Source organism: Veillonella sp. 3913 (genome assembly GCF_003992235.1).
Taxonomy (GTDB): domain Bacteria; phylum Bacillota; class Negativicutes; order Veillonellales; family Veillonellaceae; genus F0422.
Genome location: NZ_RQVF01000005.1, coordinates 111,866 through 130,190, shown reverse-complemented (window position 1 = coordinate 130,190; position 18,325 = coordinate 111,866). Strand labels below are relative to the sequence as shown.

General features: G+C 41.1%; 18 protein-coding genes. 17 read left to right on the top strand and 1 reads right to left on the bottom strand.

The genetic code is table 11. The features are described from left to right. Nucleotides 1-565 precede the first annotated feature (565 nt). The 15 genes from EO113_RS06870 (at nt 566) to EO113_RS06800 (ending at nt 15,334) form a co-directional block, all read left to right on the top strand. Nucleotides 566-1,162 carry a hypothetical protein gene (locus EO113_RS06870; protein WP_127135897.1) on the top strand — a complete coding sequence of 199 codons (597 nt, stop codon included), beginning with the start codon at nt 566-568 and terminating at the stop codon, nt 1,160-1,162. A gap of 427 nt (nt 1,163-1,589) precedes the next feature. Beyond that, nucleotides 1,590-2,513 carry a cysteine synthase A gene (gene cysK / locus EO113_RS06865; RefSeq protein WP_127135896.1) on the top strand — a complete coding sequence of 308 codons (924 nt, stop codon included), beginning with the start codon at nt 1,590-1,592 and terminating at the stop codon, nt 2,511-2,513. 65 nt (nt 2,514-2,578) lie between these two features. Beyond that, nucleotides 2,579-3,604, top strand: a complete 1,026-nt coding sequence (locus EO113_RS06860; RefSeq protein WP_127135895.1) for a sulfate ABC transporter substrate-binding protein — start codon at nt 2,579-2,581, stop codon at nt 3,602-3,604. After that, nucleotides 3,585-4,460, top strand: coding sequence for a sulfate ABC transporter permease subunit CysT (cysT, locus tag EO113_RS06855; protein WP_240633672.1), 876 nt, complete (start codon nt 3,585-3,587; stop codon nt 4,458-4,460). The genes EO113_RS06860 and cysT overlap by 20 nt, the downstream gene beginning before the upstream one ends. A gap of 7 nt (nt 4,461-4,467) precedes the next feature. Continuing rightward, nucleotides 4,468-5,295, top strand: coding sequence for a sulfate ABC transporter permease (locus EO113_RS06850; protein WP_127135894.1), 828 nt, complete (start codon nt 4,468-4,470; stop codon nt 5,293-5,295). A 109-nt stretch (nt 5,296-5,404) separates the two neighbouring features. After that, entirely contained in the window at nt 5,405-6,466 is a 1,062-nt protein-coding gene (locus tag EO113_RS06845) for an ABC transporter ATP-binding protein (RefSeq protein ID WP_127135893.1), read from the top strand. A gap of 219 nt (nt 6,467-6,685) precedes the next feature. Continuing rightward, nucleotides 6,686-8,554, top strand: coding sequence for an adenylyl-sulfate reductase subunit alpha (locus EO113_RS06840; protein WP_127135892.1), 1,869 nt, complete (start codon nt 6,686-6,688; stop codon nt 8,552-8,554). Further along, nucleotides 8,538-8,852, top strand: coding sequence for a ferredoxin family protein (locus tag EO113_RS06835; RefSeq protein WP_127135891.1), 315 nt, complete (start codon nt 8,538-8,540; stop codon nt 8,850-8,852). The genes EO113_RS06840 and EO113_RS06835 overlap by 17 nt, the downstream gene beginning before the upstream one ends. A 10-nt stretch (nt 8,853-8,862) precedes the next feature. Then, complete coding sequence (gene cysD, locus EO113_RS06830; protein WP_127135890.1) at nt 8,863-9,762, top strand: sulfate adenylyltransferase subunit CysD; 900 nt, start codon at nt 8,863-8,865, stop codon at nt 9,760-9,762. After that, the gene (locus EO113_RS06825) at nt 9,762-11,432 is read left to right on the top strand and encodes a sulfate adenylyltransferase subunit 1 (protein WP_127135889.1); all 1,671 of its coding nucleotides are present in this window, start codon (nt 9,762-9,764) and stop codon (nt 11,430-11,432) included. Before cysD ends, EO113_RS06825 begins: the two co-directional genes overlap by 1 nt. Nucleotides 11,433-11,561: 129 nt before the next feature. Continuing rightward, nucleotides 11,562-12,404 carry an energy-coupling factor transporter ATPase gene (locus EO113_RS06820; protein WP_127135888.1) on the top strand — a complete coding sequence of 281 codons (843 nt, stop codon included), beginning with the start codon at nt 11,562-11,564 and terminating at the stop codon, nt 12,402-12,404. Further along, a complete protein-coding gene (locus EO113_RS06815; protein ID WP_127135887.1) occupies nt 12,389-13,258 on the top strand; it encodes an energy-coupling factor transporter ATPase in 870 nt (289 codons plus the stop codon). Before EO113_RS06820 ends, EO113_RS06815 begins: the two co-directional genes overlap by 16 nt. Beyond that, nucleotides 13,248-14,054: an energy-coupling factor transporter transmembrane protein EcfT gene (locus EO113_RS06810; RefSeq protein ID WP_127135886.1), complete on the top strand. Its 807-nt coding sequence runs from the start codon at nt 13,248-13,250 to the stop codon at nt 14,052-14,054. Before EO113_RS06815 ends, EO113_RS06810 begins: the two co-directional genes overlap by 11 nt. Next, entirely contained in the window at nt 14,051-14,833 is a 783-nt protein-coding gene (truA, locus tag EO113_RS06805; protein WP_127135885.1) for a tRNA pseudouridine(38-40) synthase TruA, read from the top strand. Before EO113_RS06810 ends, truA begins: the two co-directional genes overlap by 4 nt. A gap of 198 nt (nt 14,834-15,031) precedes the next feature. Next, entirely contained in the window at nt 15,032-15,334 is a 303-nt protein-coding gene (locus EO113_RS06800) for a hypothetical protein (protein ID WP_009353198.1), read from the top strand. A gap of 259 nt (nt 15,335-15,593) precedes the next feature. Here the strand turns inward: EO113_RS06800 and EO113_RS06795 are convergent, their stop codons facing one another. Beyond that, complete coding sequence (locus EO113_RS06795) at nt 15,594-16,964, bottom strand: NCS2 family permease (protein ID WP_009353152.1); 1,371 nt, start codon at nt 16,962-16,964, stop codon at nt 15,594-15,596. Between the two features lie 332 nt (nt 16,965-17,296). On the opposite strand from EO113_RS06795, the gene EO113_RS06790 reads away from it, so the two are divergent. After that, entirely contained in the window at nt 17,297-17,713 is a 417-nt protein-coding gene (locus tag EO113_RS06790) for an Rrf2 family transcriptional regulator (RefSeq protein ID WP_009353240.1), read from the top strand. Between the two features lie 30 nt (nt 17,714-17,743). Continuing rightward, entirely contained in the window at nt 17,744-18,175 is a 432-nt protein-coding gene (locus EO113_RS06785; protein WP_062401192.1) for a MarR family winged helix-turn-helix transcriptional regulator, read from the top strand. Nucleotides 18,176-18,325 lie beyond the last annotated feature (150 nt).

Genomic DNA, 18,325 nt, shown 5'->3' with positions numbered 1-18,325 from the left:
GGAAACGGCCTGGGAGGATAGGAAGTTGCTGATTAAGAAAATAAAGAAGACGCCGAAAGGCGTCTTTTTTATTTTCTTATTCAATATATTATTTTGGTCTGGCCGTTTCCAGCCAACATGACTCAAGTAATATCTGTGGAAGAATACCATAGGCCTGGGATCCCCAGTGAACCACTTTCATAGGAGCATAGCGACGCATGAAAGTGTGTGAATCGGGGAGTTCCTGGCGTAAGATTTTGAAGCCCGAAGGGCGCACAAAATCCACAGTCAGGAACAAAGCAGGAAAAGGAAAATGTAAAAGGTAAAAAAGAAGAAGCGACGCGCAAATCATAGAGCATCGCTTAGTTCCTGGCGTAAGGTTTTAAAGCCCCGAAGGGGCGTATAAAACCCACAGCCAGGAACAAATAGGAAGTTGCAAATGTGATGTACGAGAAGAGCCGTTTCCAGCTAACATATCATTAATAAAATCTTATAAATTAATAATATAGAGTTTAGAATAATACTTTAAAAAAGATGAATTTCATATTATAATGTATATAATAAAGGGGTATTAAGGAGAATAGGTATGAAAAGACTATATATATTTTTTGCGGTAGTTTTCTCTGTATTCTTGTTGGGTTCTTTAAGTTCGCAAGCAATGGGGTTATTAGAATCACCTAAACAACCTATTGCATTATTTATCCAAATGGATCCGTCTCATGTTGGGAAACCATTAGAAACGAGTGAAGAGATATATACAAAAGTAAATGAGAAATTAAAGAGTGTAGGTTATGAAGCTATTGCGTTTACAAAGGCCCAAAAAGATCTTAAAGTTTACATTAGAGATAATGACACTAATGATAATCAACGAGATCAGGATAAAGGAGTTATTCTTCGTACTAAAGACCTTAAAGCTTTGGCAGCAAAAGAAGGTACTCGCTATGTGATGGTATTAGCAACTCGTGTTACATCAGCAGAGGAGAAACAAAATTTTTGGACAGGTCTTAGAAAAAACTTGACTATCATGACGAGTGTTACTATTTATGATGCTCAACAAGAGGACTATATTATGGATGAGGAATTCTCCAGCGTAGGTAAAACTAGCGGAAGTTACGATAGAGCATTCCATCGTGCTATAGAAGATACACTTACTAAAATAGACTTAGGTCAATATTTAAAATAATAAATAGAAGCTACCCCTTTTAGTGTAAACACTATTCTACTAAAGTAGAATAGTGTTTTTTTTATATATAACAATTCTCATTTTTGAATTTGCATATTTATGTATATAGTTTTACCCTATAGTGTTCTATAGTTTATATCCAATTGACTACATAGGAATAAGAATATACAATAGTAGACGTTATTATAGCTTTGTATAGAGTGATAACTAGATGCTGTCTATCAGCATATGTCGATACATATGTAGTAAATATAAAATAAAAATATATATTTATAAAATTAGATATAGATATTATCAATATATTAAATTTATGGATTAATGATCAAAGTATTATAGCGAATAGATATATTTTCACTACATATTACGTAGTATATATTAACCAGTTAGTTATATATATAAAAAATACAGCAGTAAGGGGGAACCAATCATGTACCAGCACGTAACAGATTTAATAGGCTCTACGCCTTTGGTGGTATTGGATGCTTTCACAAAATTATATCAATTAAATGGTCGTTTGTTAGGAAAATTAGAATATTTTAATCCAATGGGTAGTGTGAAGGATCGTGTTGCCTACGGAATGATCAAAGAGGGAATTGACTCTGGGGTGATACAAAAAGATACGGTGCTCATTGAACCTACTAGTGGTAATACGGGGATTGGTCTTGCCTTTGTAGCAGCGCAAATGGGACTTAAATTAATTCTTGTCATGCCGGACACGATGAGTGTGGAGCGTCAACGTATCGTACGAGCATTGGGGGCGTTGGTTGTGCTTTCACCAGGCATAGAAGGGATGAAAGGAAGTATTCGGGTAGCTGAGGAGTTACAACAAATTCATGGCAATGCTTTCATCTTGCAACAATTTACAAACCCTGCGAATCCTAACACTCATTATGAGACGACAGGTCCTGAGATTTGGAAGGATACGAATGGTGAAGTGGATGTGTTTATATCCTCTATCGGTACAGGGGGAACTGTGACAGGTGTGGGGCGGTATTTGAAAGAGCAAAATCCATCGGTACAGATTATTGGCGTTGAACCTACTACATCGGCTGTATTATCTGGCAAAGAAGCTGGACCTCATGGTATCCAAGGGATTGGAGCAGGATTTATACCAGATGTGTTAGATACTAAGTTGTTAGATAAGATTGTGACAGTCTCTACAGAGGATGCCTACACATGTACACGGACCATTGCTAAAACAGAAGGATTGTTACTTGGTATCTCCTCTGGGTCTGCTTTACAAGCGGCCATACAAATTGGTCAGGACCCGGCCTATAAGGATAAGAATATTGTTGTATTGCTACCAGATGGTGGAGAACGCTATTTATCGACAGGTATTTTTGATGTGTAAGTGCGTTATATTGTGCTAAACAAGAGAATAGTAATGTGCCTTAGACATGACGATGGAGGGTATATATGAAACAAAAACGATATAGAAACTGGCTCATCGCCATGATAGGGGTTGCTTGTATAGGGACTTTCACAGGATGTATGAAAGAGCCCAAAATAGTAGGCAATGAGGTACACATTACAAATGTATCCTATGATAGTACCCGTGAGTTTTATGAAGACTATAACCGCCTATTTCGTGAGCATTATAAGGCTATCACTGGAAAGGATGTGCATGTCACGCAATCTCACGGTGGCTCTAGTGCACAGGCGCGGTCCATCATCGAAGGTAATGATGCCGATATTGTGTCCTTGGGGTCTTCACAAGATATTGAAATGCTGAACCGTGTGCACTTGCTCGATACGAATTGGGAGAACATGTTTCCCAACCATTCGGCTCCTTATACGTCGACTATTGTATTTTTAGTGCGTAAGGATAATCCTCAGCATATACAAGATTGGGTAGATTTAGAGAGGTCTGGGATTTCCATCGTAGCTCCAGATCCGAAAAGTTCTAGTGCGGCTTGTTGGATATTCATGGCGGCTTGGGACCATGGACTCAGGGCATACGGTACAGAAACGGGTGCCAAAGGGTATGTAAAATCTCTTTATGACCATGTGAAAGTTTTAGATGCTGGCGCTCGTAGTGCGGCGACGACTTTCGTAGAAAATAAGCAAGGGGATGTGCTCTTGATTTGGGAAAATGAAGCCTTACAAATTGTGAAGAACTATCCAGGTCAATATGAGGTGGTGACTCCTAGCACAAGCATCGTTGCAGAGCCTAATGTGGCTCTTGTAAAAGGAATTACAGATCGAGATCAAACTACAGAGGTAGCTCGTGATTATATTCAATATTTATACTCTGATGAAGGGCAGCGGTTGATTGGTTCTTATGGATTTAGACCGTCCAATCCAGTTATTTTACAGGAGTTTTCTTCGACCTTTTACCACAGGATAGAGTTAACAACTATTCATGCCTATGGTGGCTGGGATGCAGTATATAAGAAGTTTTTTGATGAAGGTGGGGTATTTGATGAAATCTATGGAACATAATACATCGTGGCTTTCACGAATCATAGGCCCTACATCGACACGAATCATTCCAGGTATGGGCTTGTCCTTAGGCATTACCATTGCCTTATTATCGATCTGTATCATCATTCCTTTAGGGTCAGTATTTTCCCATGGAGTGTCCTTGCCTTGGGACACTTGGAAAGTATTGCTTACTAAAGCGAATGTAGTACAAGCCTTTACAACTAGTTTATTAACAGGCGCTATTGCAGCAGCTATCAATGTAGTATTTGGTTTTATCTTGGCTTGGGTTCTGGTGCGCTACACATTTCCAGGGAAAGACTTACTGAACAGCATGATAGAACTCCCTTTTGCACTACCCACAGCAGTGGCTGGGATTACCTTATCGAAACTGTATACTGATACAGGTTGGTTTGGATCTATCTTGTCGCACTGGGGGATTCACGTGGCTTATAGTCAAATTGGCATTGTAGTAGCCCTCGTATTTGTAGGGATTCCTTTTGTGGTGCGGTCCTTGGAACCGGTGCTAGAAACCTTAGATCCTATTTATGAAGAGGCTGCTTTCATGATGGGCGCCAGTAAATTTAGATTGTATCGACAAGTTATTTTTCCTGAATTGTTGCCGCCCTTGTTGACTGGTTTTAGTTTGGCCTTTGCTAGAGGGATTGGCGAATATGGTAGCATCATTTACATTTCAGGGAATAGTTTTAAAAATCACACGCAAGCTGTATCCTATGTGATTATGCAAAAGTTAAATTATGCCGATTATAGCAGTGCTACAGCCATTGCTATCGTGCTACTAGGCATTTCGTTTTCTATTTTGTTAGTAGTGAATTTAATTCAGAATCATCACGCGAAGCGTATTAAAGGGAGGTAATAGGTCTATGAAAGGACGATACGGTTCTACCTTGTTAATTCTATTAGCTTGGGTATTCATTATTTTTATGCTCCTTATTCCTATGCTTTCAGTAGTGTTTCAATCCTTGTCGTTAGGTTGGCGGTTCTATGTGCAGTCTATTAGTACTGTCTATGTGATGAAATCTTTGGGGCTGACCATACTGGTGATGGTCATTGCTATGTTGGTGAGCGCCATCTTCGGAGTGGCAGCTGCCTTTGCGGTATCGAAGTTCGATTTTCCTGGTAAAACATTGATCGCCACTTTGGCAGATATACCATTTTCCGTATCTCCCGTTATTGCAGGGTTAGCTTTTTTACTCACCTTTGGTCGATTGGGTTGGTTGGGGCCGTATATCAATCAGTTTAATGCGTGGACAGGATTAGATATTCGTATTGTCTTTGCTATACCAGGGGTTATCTTGGTGACTGTATTCATGACCATGCCCTTCGTATTCCGTGAAATCTTGCCAGTCTTGCTGAATCAAGGCCGAGAAGAAGAGGAAGCAGCGGCTTTGATGGGGGCCTCTGGATGGCGTATTTTTAAGGATATTACCTTTCCTCACATCAAATGGCCTTTGTTGTATGGGATTATCTTGTGCGGGGCCCGGGCTATGGGTGAATTTGGTGCTGTGGCAGCTGTATCTAAGGCGAGGGGATCTACGTTTACCTTGCCATTAGAAATCGACGCTCTTTATATGTCTGGTACTGAAAGTGCCGTGGTAGCATCCTTTAGTGTGTCTTCGGTGCTGATTCTATTGGCTTTCATCATGATTGCTTTGCGCACCTATGCGGCCCATAAAGCTAGCCATCGGTAAAGCAGGTTAGTGATAGAGCGAGGCATCGGTGAGGCAAGTCAATGATACCGTAGGTCAAAGGTTGTCAATGATACGAATTGTCATCGATACAGGTAAAGGGAGGAAATGCATGTACGTTAGTTTATCGAATATATATAAAAATTATGGAGACTTTCAGGCGTCGAAAGATGTGTCCTTGTCCATTGAGAAGGGCAGCTTGGTAGCCCTCTTAGGACCTAGTGGGAGCGGGAAGACGACCATATTACGGATGATTGCCGGTTTGGAAACACCTGATGAAGGCGATATTTATATCAATGGTACACGGGTCAATACTGTGGCACCTGCAGACAGAGGGATTGGATTTTTATTTCAAAGTTATGCTCTATTTCGCTATATGACGGTGTTTGATAACATTGCCTTTGGGTTGACCGTGAAGAAAGCGAGTAAGGAGGAAATTCGTCGTCGTGTAACGGAGCTCATCGATCTCATCGGACTTAGTGGCTTAGAAGATAGATATCCGAGCCAATTATCTGGTGGGCAACGGCAACGGGTTGCCTTTGCTAGAGCATTGGCACCGAATCCAGATGTGTTGCTCTTGGATGAACCCTTTGCTGCCATCGATGCGAAGGTAAAAGAAGAACTTCGTATGTGGTTGCGCAATACGATTCAGCAAATTGGGATTACTACTATCTTTGTGACACATGACCAAGAAGAGGCGCTAGAAATGGCAGATCAAATTGTAGTGACTAACAAAGGTCGTATTGAACAAGTGGGAACGCCACAGGAGATTTATTGCAACCCAAAGACTCCGTTTGTGGCTAAGTTCTTAGGTAAGTCTTCTGTTGTAGAAGGGTGTGACGTGTTAAAAGGCTTTCAGAAAATCGATAATGTAAAAGAAGCCTTAATTCGACCAGAATATATCAGCATTTATCCTCTAGGGACTTTACACCGCTATCGTAGCGTGGTGGAGTTAGGTCACATTGAACATATTTTATTCAAAGGTAATCGCTTGGAAGTGACGGTCCGGATTGGTGAACTAGTGTTAGTGGCGAATCATACTATCGATGGACATGCTTTCAAAGTCGGTGATGCGGTGGATGTGTTGATTTCAAGAATATGTATCTACGACGATAACGCAACGTATCTAGTGGAAAACGAAGGTATGAATACAAGTAGCTTGTTCTATATTTAGAAATCTATCGGGTATGGTAGTAACGAAGATAGATGATATTAGTTAGCTATCTGTAATATAGGCTACAAGGATGTTACGCCATATATACCAAATGTGTATGAAATGATTAGAGAAGATATAGCTGGTATGGAAATAACTGCTAGTATATTTTAGAAATTATAGATAGAACAGAAACAATATATACAAGGGTATATGCATAGGAAAGAAAGGGTGCATAGGATGTTAGGAAAGAAAGAGCGACTGCGCACGGATGTGCTGATTATTGGCGGAGGGACGGCTGGTTGTTATGCAGCGTTAACCATAGGAAAAGCCAGCGATGCTCGAATCATTGTGGCGGAGAAGGCCCATATTAAACGAAGCGGCTGTTTGGCAGCAGGGGTGAATGCCATCAACTGTTATATTTTGCCGAACCGCACGGTTCAAGATTATGTGGACTATGCTACAAAGGATGCGGAGGGTATTGTACGAGATGACTTGTTGCGTACTATGTGCGAACGAGTGAATGGAACGGTTCATGAGTTAGAACGATTAGGCCTAGTGATTTTGAAAGATGGCCAAGGTAATTACGTAGCTCGTGGGAATCGAAATATTAAAATTAATGGTGAAAATATTAAGCCCATCTTGGCGAGCGCCGTGGAATCTTTAGAAAATTGTGAGGTGATTAACCAACTAGTTATCACAGATTATATCGTGAAAGACAATTGTATCTATGGCGCTGTGGGTTTCCATAAGGAAACGGGGACCATCTATGAGATTGAAGCCACTTACGTAATCTGTGCTACTGGCGGAGCCTCTGGGATTTATAAGCCCAACAATCCAGGCTTCTCTCGCCACAAAATGTGGTATTCCCCTTTCAATACAGGGGCAGGCTATGCTATGGGTATCTTGCAAGGGGCGGAGATGACCACCTTAGAGATGCGGTTCATTGCCCTTCGTTGTAAAGATACTATCGCACCTACTGGGACCATCGCCCAAGGGGTAGGAGCGAAACAAATCAATAGTCTTGGCGAGAACTATGAAAGTGTATACGGTATTACTACTTCACAACGTGTGTACGGTACCGTACAGGAACAGGTGGAAGGCAGAGGCCCTTGCTATTTAGGGACGAAGGGGATTTCTCCAGACCAAGAGCAAGACCTTCTGAAAGCCTACCTCAACATGGCGCCAAGCCAAACATTACGGTGGGTAGAACGAGGTCAAGGACCTGCCACAGAAAATGTAGAAATTGAAGGCACAGAGCCATACATTGTAGGCGGTCATACGGCGAGTGGTTACTGGGTCGATACACATCGAGAAACGACCATCGCTAACCTATTTGCTGCTGGTGATGTGGCAGGGGGAGCACCTCAAAAGTATGTCACAGGAGCCTTAGCAGAAGGAGAAATTGCTGGGGATGAGATTGTGCGACGATACCAAGAGCAAGGTAAAGTACCATCTGTAGGAAATGAACCGTGGTATCAGAAAGCAATTGATGCTATCGTGAAACGATATACTTCACAAATGGGGGCTAACGGAGGTGCTGGTATAAGCCGTGCCAGTGATAGTAACCTACTAACCCATGTGAGGGGCGAATTTACAGCAGTTAATACCAATGTTGATTCTGTACAAACCAGATCTAACGATAGTGTTGTACAAAACGGCACAAACATTGGTGTTGAACTATCCTATACTAATGCTGATTCTGCATTAGCCCGTATTGAAGAACAGGAACAACGATTACAGGATATTATGGATGTCTATGCCGGTGGCATTAGCCAAGCCTACAAATACACAGAAGAAAGCTTAGGCGTTGCGAAATTAAAATTAGAAGCCTTAGCAAAAGACGTAGAGCAACTACAGGCAAGCACATTACATGAACTGTCCTACCTCTATGAATTGCGAGATCGCATTGTGGTGGCTCAAGCCTTAGTGGCTCATTTAGAGGGACGTAAGGAAACACGTTGGCACAGCTTTGGAGAGCATGGAGATTACCCACATTGCAGTGATGAGAGATTGGTGTACGTCAACTCCGTATATCAAGATGGTGAATTTCAGGTCTTTCAACGGCCACTAGTGGAAAAGGGGGATACTTATGAGCATACAAATTAATAAGGATACTTGTATCGGTTGCGGTAGATGCCAGCAAGTATGCCCTGGGACATTAATCTATAAAGATGAGGCGAAGAAAGCTTACATCGCCTATCCTTCTGATTGTTGGGGCTGCGTGTCTTGCGTAAAAGAATGCCCTGTAGGAGCCATTTCCTTTTTCTTAGGAGAAGACATGGGTGGTAAGGGCGCTACTATGGTAGTGCAAACAGAAGGTCATTTATTGCACTGGGACATTACGAAAGTAGATGGAACTGTGCAACGAATTACAGTGAATGCAAAAGAAAGTAATGCCTATTAAGGAGGTCAATATGAGTCAATTCTCTCATTTAGATGAATTAGAAGCGGAAGCTATATATATTATTCGAGAGGTAGCCGCACAATGTGAAAATCCAGTGATGCTATACTCCATTGGGAAAGATAGTTCGGTGATGCTGCATTTAGCGATGAAAGCTTTTTACCCAGCAAAACCGCCATTCCCATTCTTACATGTGAACACGACTTGGAAGTTCAAAGAGATGATTGAGTTTCGTGACAATGTGGCAAAGAAACTAGGCATTGAAATGCTAGAGTACATTAATCAGGATGGAGTAGATCGTGGCATCAATCCATTTGACTCTGGTGCGGCCTACACAGATATTATGAAAACACAAGCGTTAAAACAAGCTTTGGATAAATACGGTTTTGATGCAGCCTTTGGGGGCGGTCGTCGAGATGAAGAAAAATCCCGTGCGAAAGAGCGTATCTTTTCTTTCAGAAATGAACAACATGCGTGGGATCCGAAGAACCAACGTCCAGAAATGTGGAAACTATTTAACACAAAAATCAACAAAGGGGAAAGCATGCGTGTATTCCCTATCTCTAACTGGACAGAAACAGATATTTGGCAATATATCAAACGAGAAAATATCGATATCGTGCCATTGTATTTCGCAGCAGAACGACCAGTAGTAGAACGTGATGGCAACTTAATTATGGTCGATGATGAACGATTCCGCTTACAAGAAGGTGAAACAGTAGAAAATAAATTAGTTCGATTCCGTACCTTAGGCTGCTACCCATTAACAGGTGGCATTGAATCGAATGCGACTACCTTAGATGAAATCATTGAAGAAACATTGAGTGCCGTATCCTCTGAACGAACAACAAGGGTTATCGACAGTGAAGCGGCAGGTAGCATGGAACGACGTAAACGGGAGGGCTATTTCTAATGAAAAGTTTATTGAAATTCATTACATGTGGCAGTGTAGATGACGGAAAATCTACATTGATTGGACATATCTTATACGACTCCAAATTATTATATGCTGACCAAAAAGAAGCCCTTGAATTAGAAAGTAAGGTAGGCAGTCGTGGTGGCAAAATTGATTATTCCTTGTTGCTAGACGGTTTGATGGCAGAGCGTGAGCAAGGTATCACCATCGATGTGGCGTATCGCTATTTCACAACAGATCATCGCAGCTTCATCGTGGCGGATACACCAGGTCATGAAGAATATACTCGCAATATGGCGGTAGGGGCATCCTTTGCTGACTTAGCGATCATTCTGGTGGATGCGAAGCAAGGTGTGTTGGTGCAAACACGTCGTCATGCTCGTATCTGCGCCTTAATGGGTATCCAACATTTCATCTTTGCAGTGAACAAAATGGACTTAGTGGACTATAGTGAAAGTCGATTCCAAGAGATTCAAGCAGATATTCAAGCATTACAACAAGAATTGCAACTGGCGGACATTGCTATTATTCCTGTATCGGCTACAGAGGGGGATAATATTACCGTTCACTCTCCGCACATGCCTTGGTACAAGGGCAATACCTTGCTCGGCCATTTAGAAACAGTAGATATCCAAGCTTTTGAAGAAGAAGGCTTCTATTTGCCAGTACAACGTGTATCGCGACCAGACCATACGTTTAGAGGGTTCCAAGGTCAAGTAGAAAGCGGTACTCTTCGTGTGAATGACACAGTGTGCGTATTGCCAAGCGGTGAAACGGCAGTGGTGAAATCTTTAATTCGAGGATTTGATTCTGTCGAGGAAATTCACGTAGGAGAAGCGGTGACCATCCAATTAGACCGTGAAGTAGATGTGTCCCGTGGTTGCGTCATTGTAAATGGCACAGAGTTACAGGTGAGCGCGAAGCTAGAAACGACATTACTATGGATGGATGATACTACCTTGCAAGAAGGCAGAGAATATCTGATCATGGCAGGTACGAAATTAGTGTCTGGGGTAGTGAGCAAAATTCGGTATGCTGTGGATGTGAATACAGGCGATCATGTGGATCGAGATGGATTAAGCAAAAATGAAATAGCTCGTTGTGTTTTGACTTTACAAGAGCCAATTGTGGTGGATACTTTCACTAAGCATAAAACATTGGGCGAGTTCATCCTTATCGACCGTGTAAGCCATATGACAGCGGCCTGTGGTGTTATCCAAGATACCCTCGATAAAGGAGAGGAACTGTACACATTTATTGGCGATGCCGTGCGTGGTCGTGGCGATATTTTTGAAGAATTCTACTACGATGTGGAAGGGTTAACCGTAGATAAAGTAAGACCTGAATGTGCCACATACCATGTGGGTGATGCGATTCCGCTTACAGGAGATAGTTACCAATATCCAAGTACTTTCGATATCCTAATTCTACGTGATAAAGTCTATATTTCTGTGCGAGATGGTGTCATCACAGCCATCGCTCCATTGCGTGAGTATACCTACCAAGGTTTGCCATTGCTAAACGGTCGTGGCTTTGGTATTGAGGTACACTCTGGCGAAGAATATACTCAATTCTTAGCGGATATTGAAGATTCTAAGAATCTAAATGATACTTTCGGAAAATGGTTGACTTTCACAAGTTATCGTCACATTGCTTTCAAAAAATAAATTGTATTGTTAACCATATAAACCTACAGCAGGTTGCCTATTGTCCTAAACCTCTCTACAAGGTATAATGAAGTAGATTGTAATACGAAGTAACAATTGTACTTACGTAGAGAGGAAATTAGATAAAAAATGAAACAAGTTATGATCGCTACGGACCATATGAGTCATGTGTACCAAGACGAAATGGGCCGTGAGGTACACGCCTTACAGGATGTGAGCGTTCACATTCATGAAGGTGAGTTTGTCAGTATTATAGGGACCAATGGGAGTGGTAAAAGTACCCTTGCCAAACATTTTAATGTCCTATTGCAACCTACATCTGGTACCGTTACCGTTTTAGGAATGGATACAAAAGAAGAACAATTAATTTGGAATATTCGCCAAAATGTGGGCATGGTATTCCAAAATCCAGATAATCAAATCGTGGCAGCCATTGTAGAAGAAGATGTGGCTTTTGGTCCAGAAAACTTAGGGGTACCAGCTCCAGAAATTCGAGAACGTGTGGATGCTGCATTAGCAGCTGTGAATATGTCGGACTATGCTTTACATGGGCCCCATCTATTATCAGGAGGGCAAAAGCAACGTATCGCCATTGCTGGTGTTTTAGCGATGAAACCTAAATGCATTATTTTAGATGAGCCAACGGCTATGCTCGATCCTAAAGGACGCAAAGAAGTCATGGATACGGTGTACCGTCTCAATAAAGAAGAAGGCATCACTATCGTATATATTACGCACTTTATGGAAGAAGCAGCTTTAGCAGATCGTATCATTGTGATGAAACAAGGTAAGGTCATCGATGAAGGAGCTCCAAAAGATGTATTTATGAATGTAGACACGTTAAAAGGTCTTGGGCTAGATGTACCGGTGCCGTCAGAGATTGCGGTGCGCTTACAAGAAAAAGGGGTCACTATGCCAAAGGGCATTACTAGCAATGAAGAACTAGGGGAGGCCATATGTCAATTCAATTAGAACATGTAACCTACACCTATGGACAGGGGACACCTTTTGAAAAAACGGCTCTTCACGATGTGAGCTTGACCATTCACGAAGGTGAGTTTGTAGGCATCATCGGCCATACTGGGTCGGGTAAATCCACCTTAGTACAACATCTGAATGGTTTATTGCATCCTACCTCAGGTACCGTAACAGTCAATGGTGTGGACCTAGTAGGTAAAACAGAAACAGTAAAACAAACACGTCATAAAGTAGGTATGGTATTCCAATATCCAGAGCATCAGCTCTTCGAGGAAACCATTGCTAAAGATATTGCCTTTGGACCTAAGAATCTAGGATTTGATGAGGCGGAAGTGGACCGCCGTGTGCGAGAAGCCATGAAATTTGTAGGCTTAGACTACGATACCTATGCAGAGCGGTCTCCCTTCCATTTGTCGGGTGGACAAATGCGCCGTGTGGCCATTGCAGGTGTCATTGCCTTAGATCCAGACTATTTAATTCTTGATGAGCCTTCTGCTGGACTCGATCCATTTGGACGAGAAGAAATCTTTGGAGAAATTCTGAAACTACATAAGGAAAAAGGGATTACCGTTATCCTTGTGTCCCATAATATGGAAGATATTTCTCGCATGGCGAATCGATTGATTGTTATGCACCAAGGGCAAGTCTTATTAGATGGCAACCCTATTGAAATTTTCCATAATGACCGTGAGAAATTACAATCTGCTGGCGTGGATGTACCGCCATTGTCGCAAACCTTGCAAGCTTTAGCAGAGCGAAACATTCCTGTCAATATTGACCGTGTCCATGTCCATGAGGCAGTAGCAGATATTTACGAGTATCTCAAGGAGGTGCACCATGCTAAGTAATATTACCATTGGCCAGTACTTTCCAGGAGATTCCTTGTTACACCGTATGGACCCACGGGCTAAGATTATAGCCACTATGATTTTCATCATTGCTATTTTCTTTGCGGACAGTTTGGTGACCTATAGCATTGTAGCAGCCTTTACCTTCGGATGTTTGGGGTTATCTCGTTTACCAGTGCGGCTGGTGTGGCTGTCTATTAAACCCTTGTGGATTATCATTGTATTCACCTTGGCTATTCACGTATTCACCACGCCGGGAGAATATCTATTTACCTATGGTTGGCTTCATATCAGTCGAGAAGGTCTTAATTTGGGTGGCCTTATGGCAGGACGATTGGTTTTCTTAATTGTATTCTCCTCCTTGTTGACCTATACAACATCGCCTATACGGTTGACGGATGGTATTGAAAGACTCCTAAATCCATGGAAACGTTTTGGTGTGCCAGCCCATGAATTGGCTATGATGATGACCATTGCCTTGCGATTCATTCCAACACTATTAGAGGAAACAGACCGCATTATGAAAGCACAAGAATCCCGTGGTGCTGATTTTACTACAGGATCCTTACTGAAACGGGCTAAAAATATGGTACCTTTACTTGTGCCATTATTTATTAGTGCTTTCCGCCGTGCCGATGAATTGGCAGTAGCTATGGAATCTCGTTGTTACCGAGGTGGAGAAGGTCGTACACGGATGAAAGAATTACGCTATAGTCCATTAGATTTCTATGGTATTGGCGCAGTGGTGTTCGTGAGTCTTCTCTTAGCTGTATTGCGGTGGGGACTTGGTATATGACAAGAACCATACAACTCATCGTCGCCTATGATGGCACAGAGCTTTGTGGATACCAACGACAACAGAATGGCCCTACGGTGCAAGGCTATTTAGAGGAAGCTTTATCTAAGGTTTGTAATGAGTCTATCACGATTTACGGGTCTTCTCGGACGGATGCAGGTGTCCATGCTAGAGGACAAGTAGTGGCATTCACTACTATGGGTAAGATTCCCGTAGATAATCTAATGAGAGCCCTCATTGCCCATATGCCACCCTATATCGTGGTCCGTGAGGCACAGGAGTTGCCATCGGATTGGAATCCACGGAATTATGTGAAAGGGAAGGAATACATTTACACCATTCATAATGATGCCGTGGTGGACCCACTACAACTGCGTTATGCCTACCATGTGCGCAAACCATTGGATATATCGTCCATGAAGCAAGCCGCAAAGGCATTAGAAGGAACACATAATTTCAGTACTTTCAAAGGCCATAATACGACGATACAAGATCCAGTGAAAACCATGTACGCTGTAAAGGTATTCCAAGAGGGAACGACTGTCAGAATCCATGTATTAGGAGATGGATTCGTGTATCACATGGTGCGGAATATAGCAGGATTCTTGGTGGATGTAGGCTTAGGCCGCTTTCAACCAGAGGACGTGCTATGTATCATAGCTGGTGAGAATAGACAATTAATCGGGAAAACAGCGCCTGCCCATGGACTGTGTTTAGATACGGTGTTTACTAATGAGGCTAGCTTACAAGAGCGGGTACGGAGCATAGCGAACCTATAGGCAGACATGCAGGTATGTATAAGGAGTACAGGAAATGACTAGATGTACTTAGGGGTATGACCGATTTTGGTAGGTTACTATGAAAGTTGAAGAATAGGTATAAGTAGTTATGTAATTGTTATGTGATTACTATGAAATATAATATTTGTTGGTATATAAGTATAGCTCTAGTATAGGGCGTGCAAGTAGGAGGTTATCATGAAAGAAGACGGAATCCACACACATATTGCTATTAAAATGCCAGAGTATATTATCGATGTAGATGAACTGGTGAATGATCCAGTGAATCGTCGTAAATTGGCTCGATTCATTATGAAACGCCATTTAGATATGGACAAAATTATTGAAGAATTTGTGAACAATCCAGAGAACGAAGCAGAGTTAATGCGATTTGCAGCGTCTGTGGTATTCTCTAAAACAGGCCGCGATATGAATGAATATAGCGAAGATTTGTTGCCATTGTTCTTTGAAGAAGCGGTATACGAAGACGACTTGCTGTAGTATAAGGGTTGGGACTAGGTCCGATTCCTGTTGATTAGAGCCATATGAAATACATACAAAATACAATGAAAGGGTCCTGTGGGACCCTTTCATTGATGTATGGGGAGATATGCCTATTGTCATGTAAAACAAGTTGGCGAGTACTCTTATATGAGTAGAGATAGCATGTATTATAGAATCTAAAAAATAGAGGAAAGCTGATGATGGAATCAACTTTCCTCTATTGTATTTGAAGTTATTTTATATGTTATTCAGTATGTTATTCAAACCAAATGTATTTTGCCAATACAATCGCACCTAGTACATACATAAACCAGTGTACATCTTTATGACGGCCAGTGATAAACTTCATCAAAGGATATACAATAAGACCAGCGGCAACACCATTAGCAATACTGTATGTAAATGGCATTAATACAATAACTAAGTAGGCAGGGAAACCTTCTGTCCAATCGGAGAAGTCGATTTCACGGATAGCTTCCATCATTAGTGCTCCTACTAAAATAAGTACAGGAGCTGTAGCTGCATTTGGAACTAATGCGATTAATGGAGCAAAGAATAAACAAAGGATAAACATGATACCGCAAGTAACAGCAGTCAATCCTGTACGACCGCCAGCACCTACACCAGCAGCACTTTCAACGAATGCAGTAATTGTGCTAGAACCAAGCATAGCACCGAAGCTAACGCCAAGGGAGTCTACAATCATAGCTTTACCAAGACCTGGGAATTCACCCTTTTTAGGGTCTGCAATGCCTGCTTTAGAGGCAGTAGCAATCAATGTGCCCATGGAGTCAAAGAGCTCAACGAAAGTAAATGAAAAGATAATAGTAATAAGTCCAACATGGAATGCTGATGAAATATCCAATTCCATAAAGGCAATTTTACTGAAATCAGGGACTGCTATAATGCTTAAAGATTCTGGTAAAGTAGCGATACCAGTCGCATAAGCAATGATAGATGTGATGATAACACCAATTAATAGAGATCCAGGGACACGACGAGCCATGAGAGCGGCAGAGAAGAACAAAGAGAAAAGAGATAAAAGCACTTCAGGATTGCTTAAGTTTCCTAATGTTAATAAGGTTTCTGATGCAGCTGGTGCTCCATGACCTTTGGCAGTTACAATGTCGTTCAATGTACCAGGTTGTAAGGATAAGGCGATAGTCATAAGTCCAGATAGTTTCAAACCAATGATACAAATGAACAAGCCAATACCTACGGTGATAGCAATCTTTAAAGAAGAAGGAATTGCTTCAATAATAAGTTGACGGATTTTCGTCAGAGTCAGTACAAGGAATACAAGACCAGAAATAAATACAGCACCTAATGCTGTTTGCCATGTTAACCCCATACCTAGAACTACGGTGAAGGAATAAAAAGCTAATAGGCCAACTCCTGGTGCTAAAGCAATAGGATAATTAACAAATACTCCCATGGCAATGGTGACTAAACCACCACCCAAGGCTGTAGCAATTAATACAGCATCTTTATCCATACCAGCTAGGCTTAGTAAGTTGGGAGCTAATAGCAAAATATATGCCATCGTAATAAAAGTCGTCAGTCCTGCTAGTATTTCTGTGCGGACTGTAGTATTTCGCTCCTTTAAGGCGAATACGCGTTCTAACATGGTGAACCTCCTAGTAATAAATAAAATTACATCCTTATTGTAGCATAGACTAGAAGGTTAGGATAGGTTTTTTGAGTCAATTTATTTAAAAAAATTATAAAACTTATAAAATTATATAAATTATACTAATAAGTTTATAATGGAGTACATTAGTAGGCGACACTGGTTTTCAGTATGTGTAAATATACAAAATATATTGCTTATATGCATATTGTGAGTGTTACTTATGCAATATAGGTACTAAATATGTACACAATCTATATAGACAAAATTCGTTGTTCTATATATAATATAGATTAGGTATAAATCCTACTTTTGAAGAGGTATTATTTATGAAAATTTCTACTAAAGGTCGATATGCATTACGCGTGCTAGTTGATTTGGCAGAGCACAGTGTAGATCGCAATGTATCTATTCGTGAAATGGCGGAGCGCCAAAATATTTCTGATAAATATTTAGAAGGAATTGTAGCACGATTGAGTGCAGCAGGATATGTAAAAAGTGTTCGTGGTAAGTATGGTGGTTACCAACTGACAAAAGAGCCAAAAGACTATACGGTCTATGATATTCTTGCTGCTACAGAAGATTCTATTGCAGTTGTAGCTTGCTTAGAGGAAGATGTGAACACATGTCCGATGAGTGAAGGATGCCGTACATTGCCATTATGGGAACATCTACAAAATCATTTGCGTGAATATATGCAAAGTTTAACGCTTCAAGATGTTATTGACCGACATTTTTCAGTGTAAGTTGTAAGAAAGAGGTAAGGGAATTTTAGGATGAAAAAAGAGAAATTAAAGGTAGAGCAAGAAATCGGCTTCCCTTTATATGCAGCAGCAAAAGAAGCGTTGCGAGCATGTCAACCAGAACTCTCTGAGTTGGGGATCACATATACACAATATCTTGCGATGTCTGTTATTTGGGAATATAAAGAAGCGAATCTAAAAATGATTGGAGAGAGAATCTATTTAGACTCGGGAACATTAACTCCATTGTTACGGAAGCTAGAGAAAAAAGGCTTAATTATACGTGAACGATTTAAACAAGATGAGCGTTCTATGATGATTACGTTAACAACAAAAGGAAAGTCTTTGGAGAAAAAAGTTCGACATATTCCAAAATTAATTGAAACGAAATTGGGATTATCTCAAGAGGAGCTTCAATTGTTACAGAATTTGTTATGGAAAGTCTTGCATAATGTCAAAGGCTAGATAGTGACAATCTACTTATAGTTACAATGAGTAGAGGATAGTATATCAACTATCCTCTATTTTTATTTCCCTGTCTATGAAGGGAATTTATTGGGGCCTTACGGTAGATGTGTTACAATAAGGTTACAATTTGTGTATATCTAGAGGGAG

What these genes read in the sequence shown, in the direction of transcription:
- EO113_RS06825 (WP_127135889.1), top strand. Translation starts at nt 9,762, where the DNA reads ATGAAAAGTTTATTGAAATTCATTACATGTGGCAGTGTAGATGACGGA.
- EO113_RS06815 (WP_127135887.1), top strand. Translation starts at nt 12,389, where the DNA reads ATGTCAATTCAATTAGAACATGTAACCTACACCTATGGACAGGGGACA.
- EO113_RS06840 (WP_127135892.1), top strand. Translation starts at nt 6,686, where the DNA reads ATGTTAGGAAAGAAAGAGCGACTGCGCACGGATGTGCTGATTATTGGC.
- truA (WP_127135885.1), top strand. Translation starts at nt 14,051, where the DNA reads ATGACAAGAACCATACAACTCATCGTCGCCTATGATGGCACAGAGCTT.
- EO113_RS06850 (WP_127135894.1), top strand. Translation starts at nt 4,468, where the DNA reads ATGAAAGGACGATACGGTTCTACCTTGTTAATTCTATTAGCTTGGGTA.
- EO113_RS06860 (WP_127135895.1), top strand. Translation starts at nt 2,579, where the DNA reads ATGAAACAAAAACGATATAGAAACTGGCTCATCGCCATGATAGGGGTT.
- EO113_RS06795 (WP_009353152.1), bottom strand. Translation starts at nt 16,964, where the DNA reads ATGTTAGAACGCGTATTCGCCTTAAAGGAGCGAAATACTACAGTCCGC.
- EO113_RS06785 (WP_062401192.1), top strand. Translation starts at nt 17,744, where the DNA reads ATGAAAAAAGAGAAATTAAAGGTAGAGCAAGAAATCGGCTTCCCTTTA.
- EO113_RS06810 (WP_127135886.1), top strand. Translation starts at nt 13,248, where the DNA reads ATGCTAAGTAATATTACCATTGGCCAGTACTTTCCAGGAGATTCCTTG.
- EO113_RS06790 (WP_009353240.1), top strand. Translation starts at nt 17,297, where the DNA reads ATGAAAATTTCTACTAAAGGTCGATATGCATTACGCGTGCTAGTTGAT.
- EO113_RS06820 (WP_127135888.1), top strand. Translation starts at nt 11,562, where the DNA reads ATGAAACAAGTTATGATCGCTACGGACCATATGAGTCATGTGTACCAA.
- EO113_RS06800 (WP_009353198.1), top strand. Translation starts at nt 15,032, where the DNA reads ATGAAAGAAGACGGAATCCACACACATATTGCTATTAAAATGCCAGAG.
- EO113_RS06835 (WP_127135891.1), top strand. Translation starts at nt 8,538, where the DNA reads ATGAGCATACAAATTAATAAGGATACTTGTATCGGTTGCGGTAGATGC.
- EO113_RS06870 (WP_127135897.1), top strand. Translation starts at nt 566, where the DNA reads ATGAAAAGACTATATATATTTTTTGCGGTAGTTTTCTCTGTATTCTTG.
- EO113_RS06845 (WP_127135893.1), top strand. Translation starts at nt 5,405, where the DNA reads ATGTACGTTAGTTTATCGAATATATATAAAAATTATGGAGACTTTCAG.
- cysT (WP_240633672.1), top strand. Translation starts at nt 3,585, where the DNA reads ATGAAATCTATGGAACATAATACATCGTGGCTTTCACGAATCATAGGC.
- cysD (WP_127135890.1), top strand. Translation starts at nt 8,863, where the DNA reads ATGAGTCAATTCTCTCATTTAGATGAATTAGAAGCGGAAGCTATATAT.
- cysK (WP_127135896.1), top strand. Translation starts at nt 1,590, where the DNA reads ATGTACCAGCACGTAACAGATTTAATAGGCTCTACGCCTTTGGTGGTA.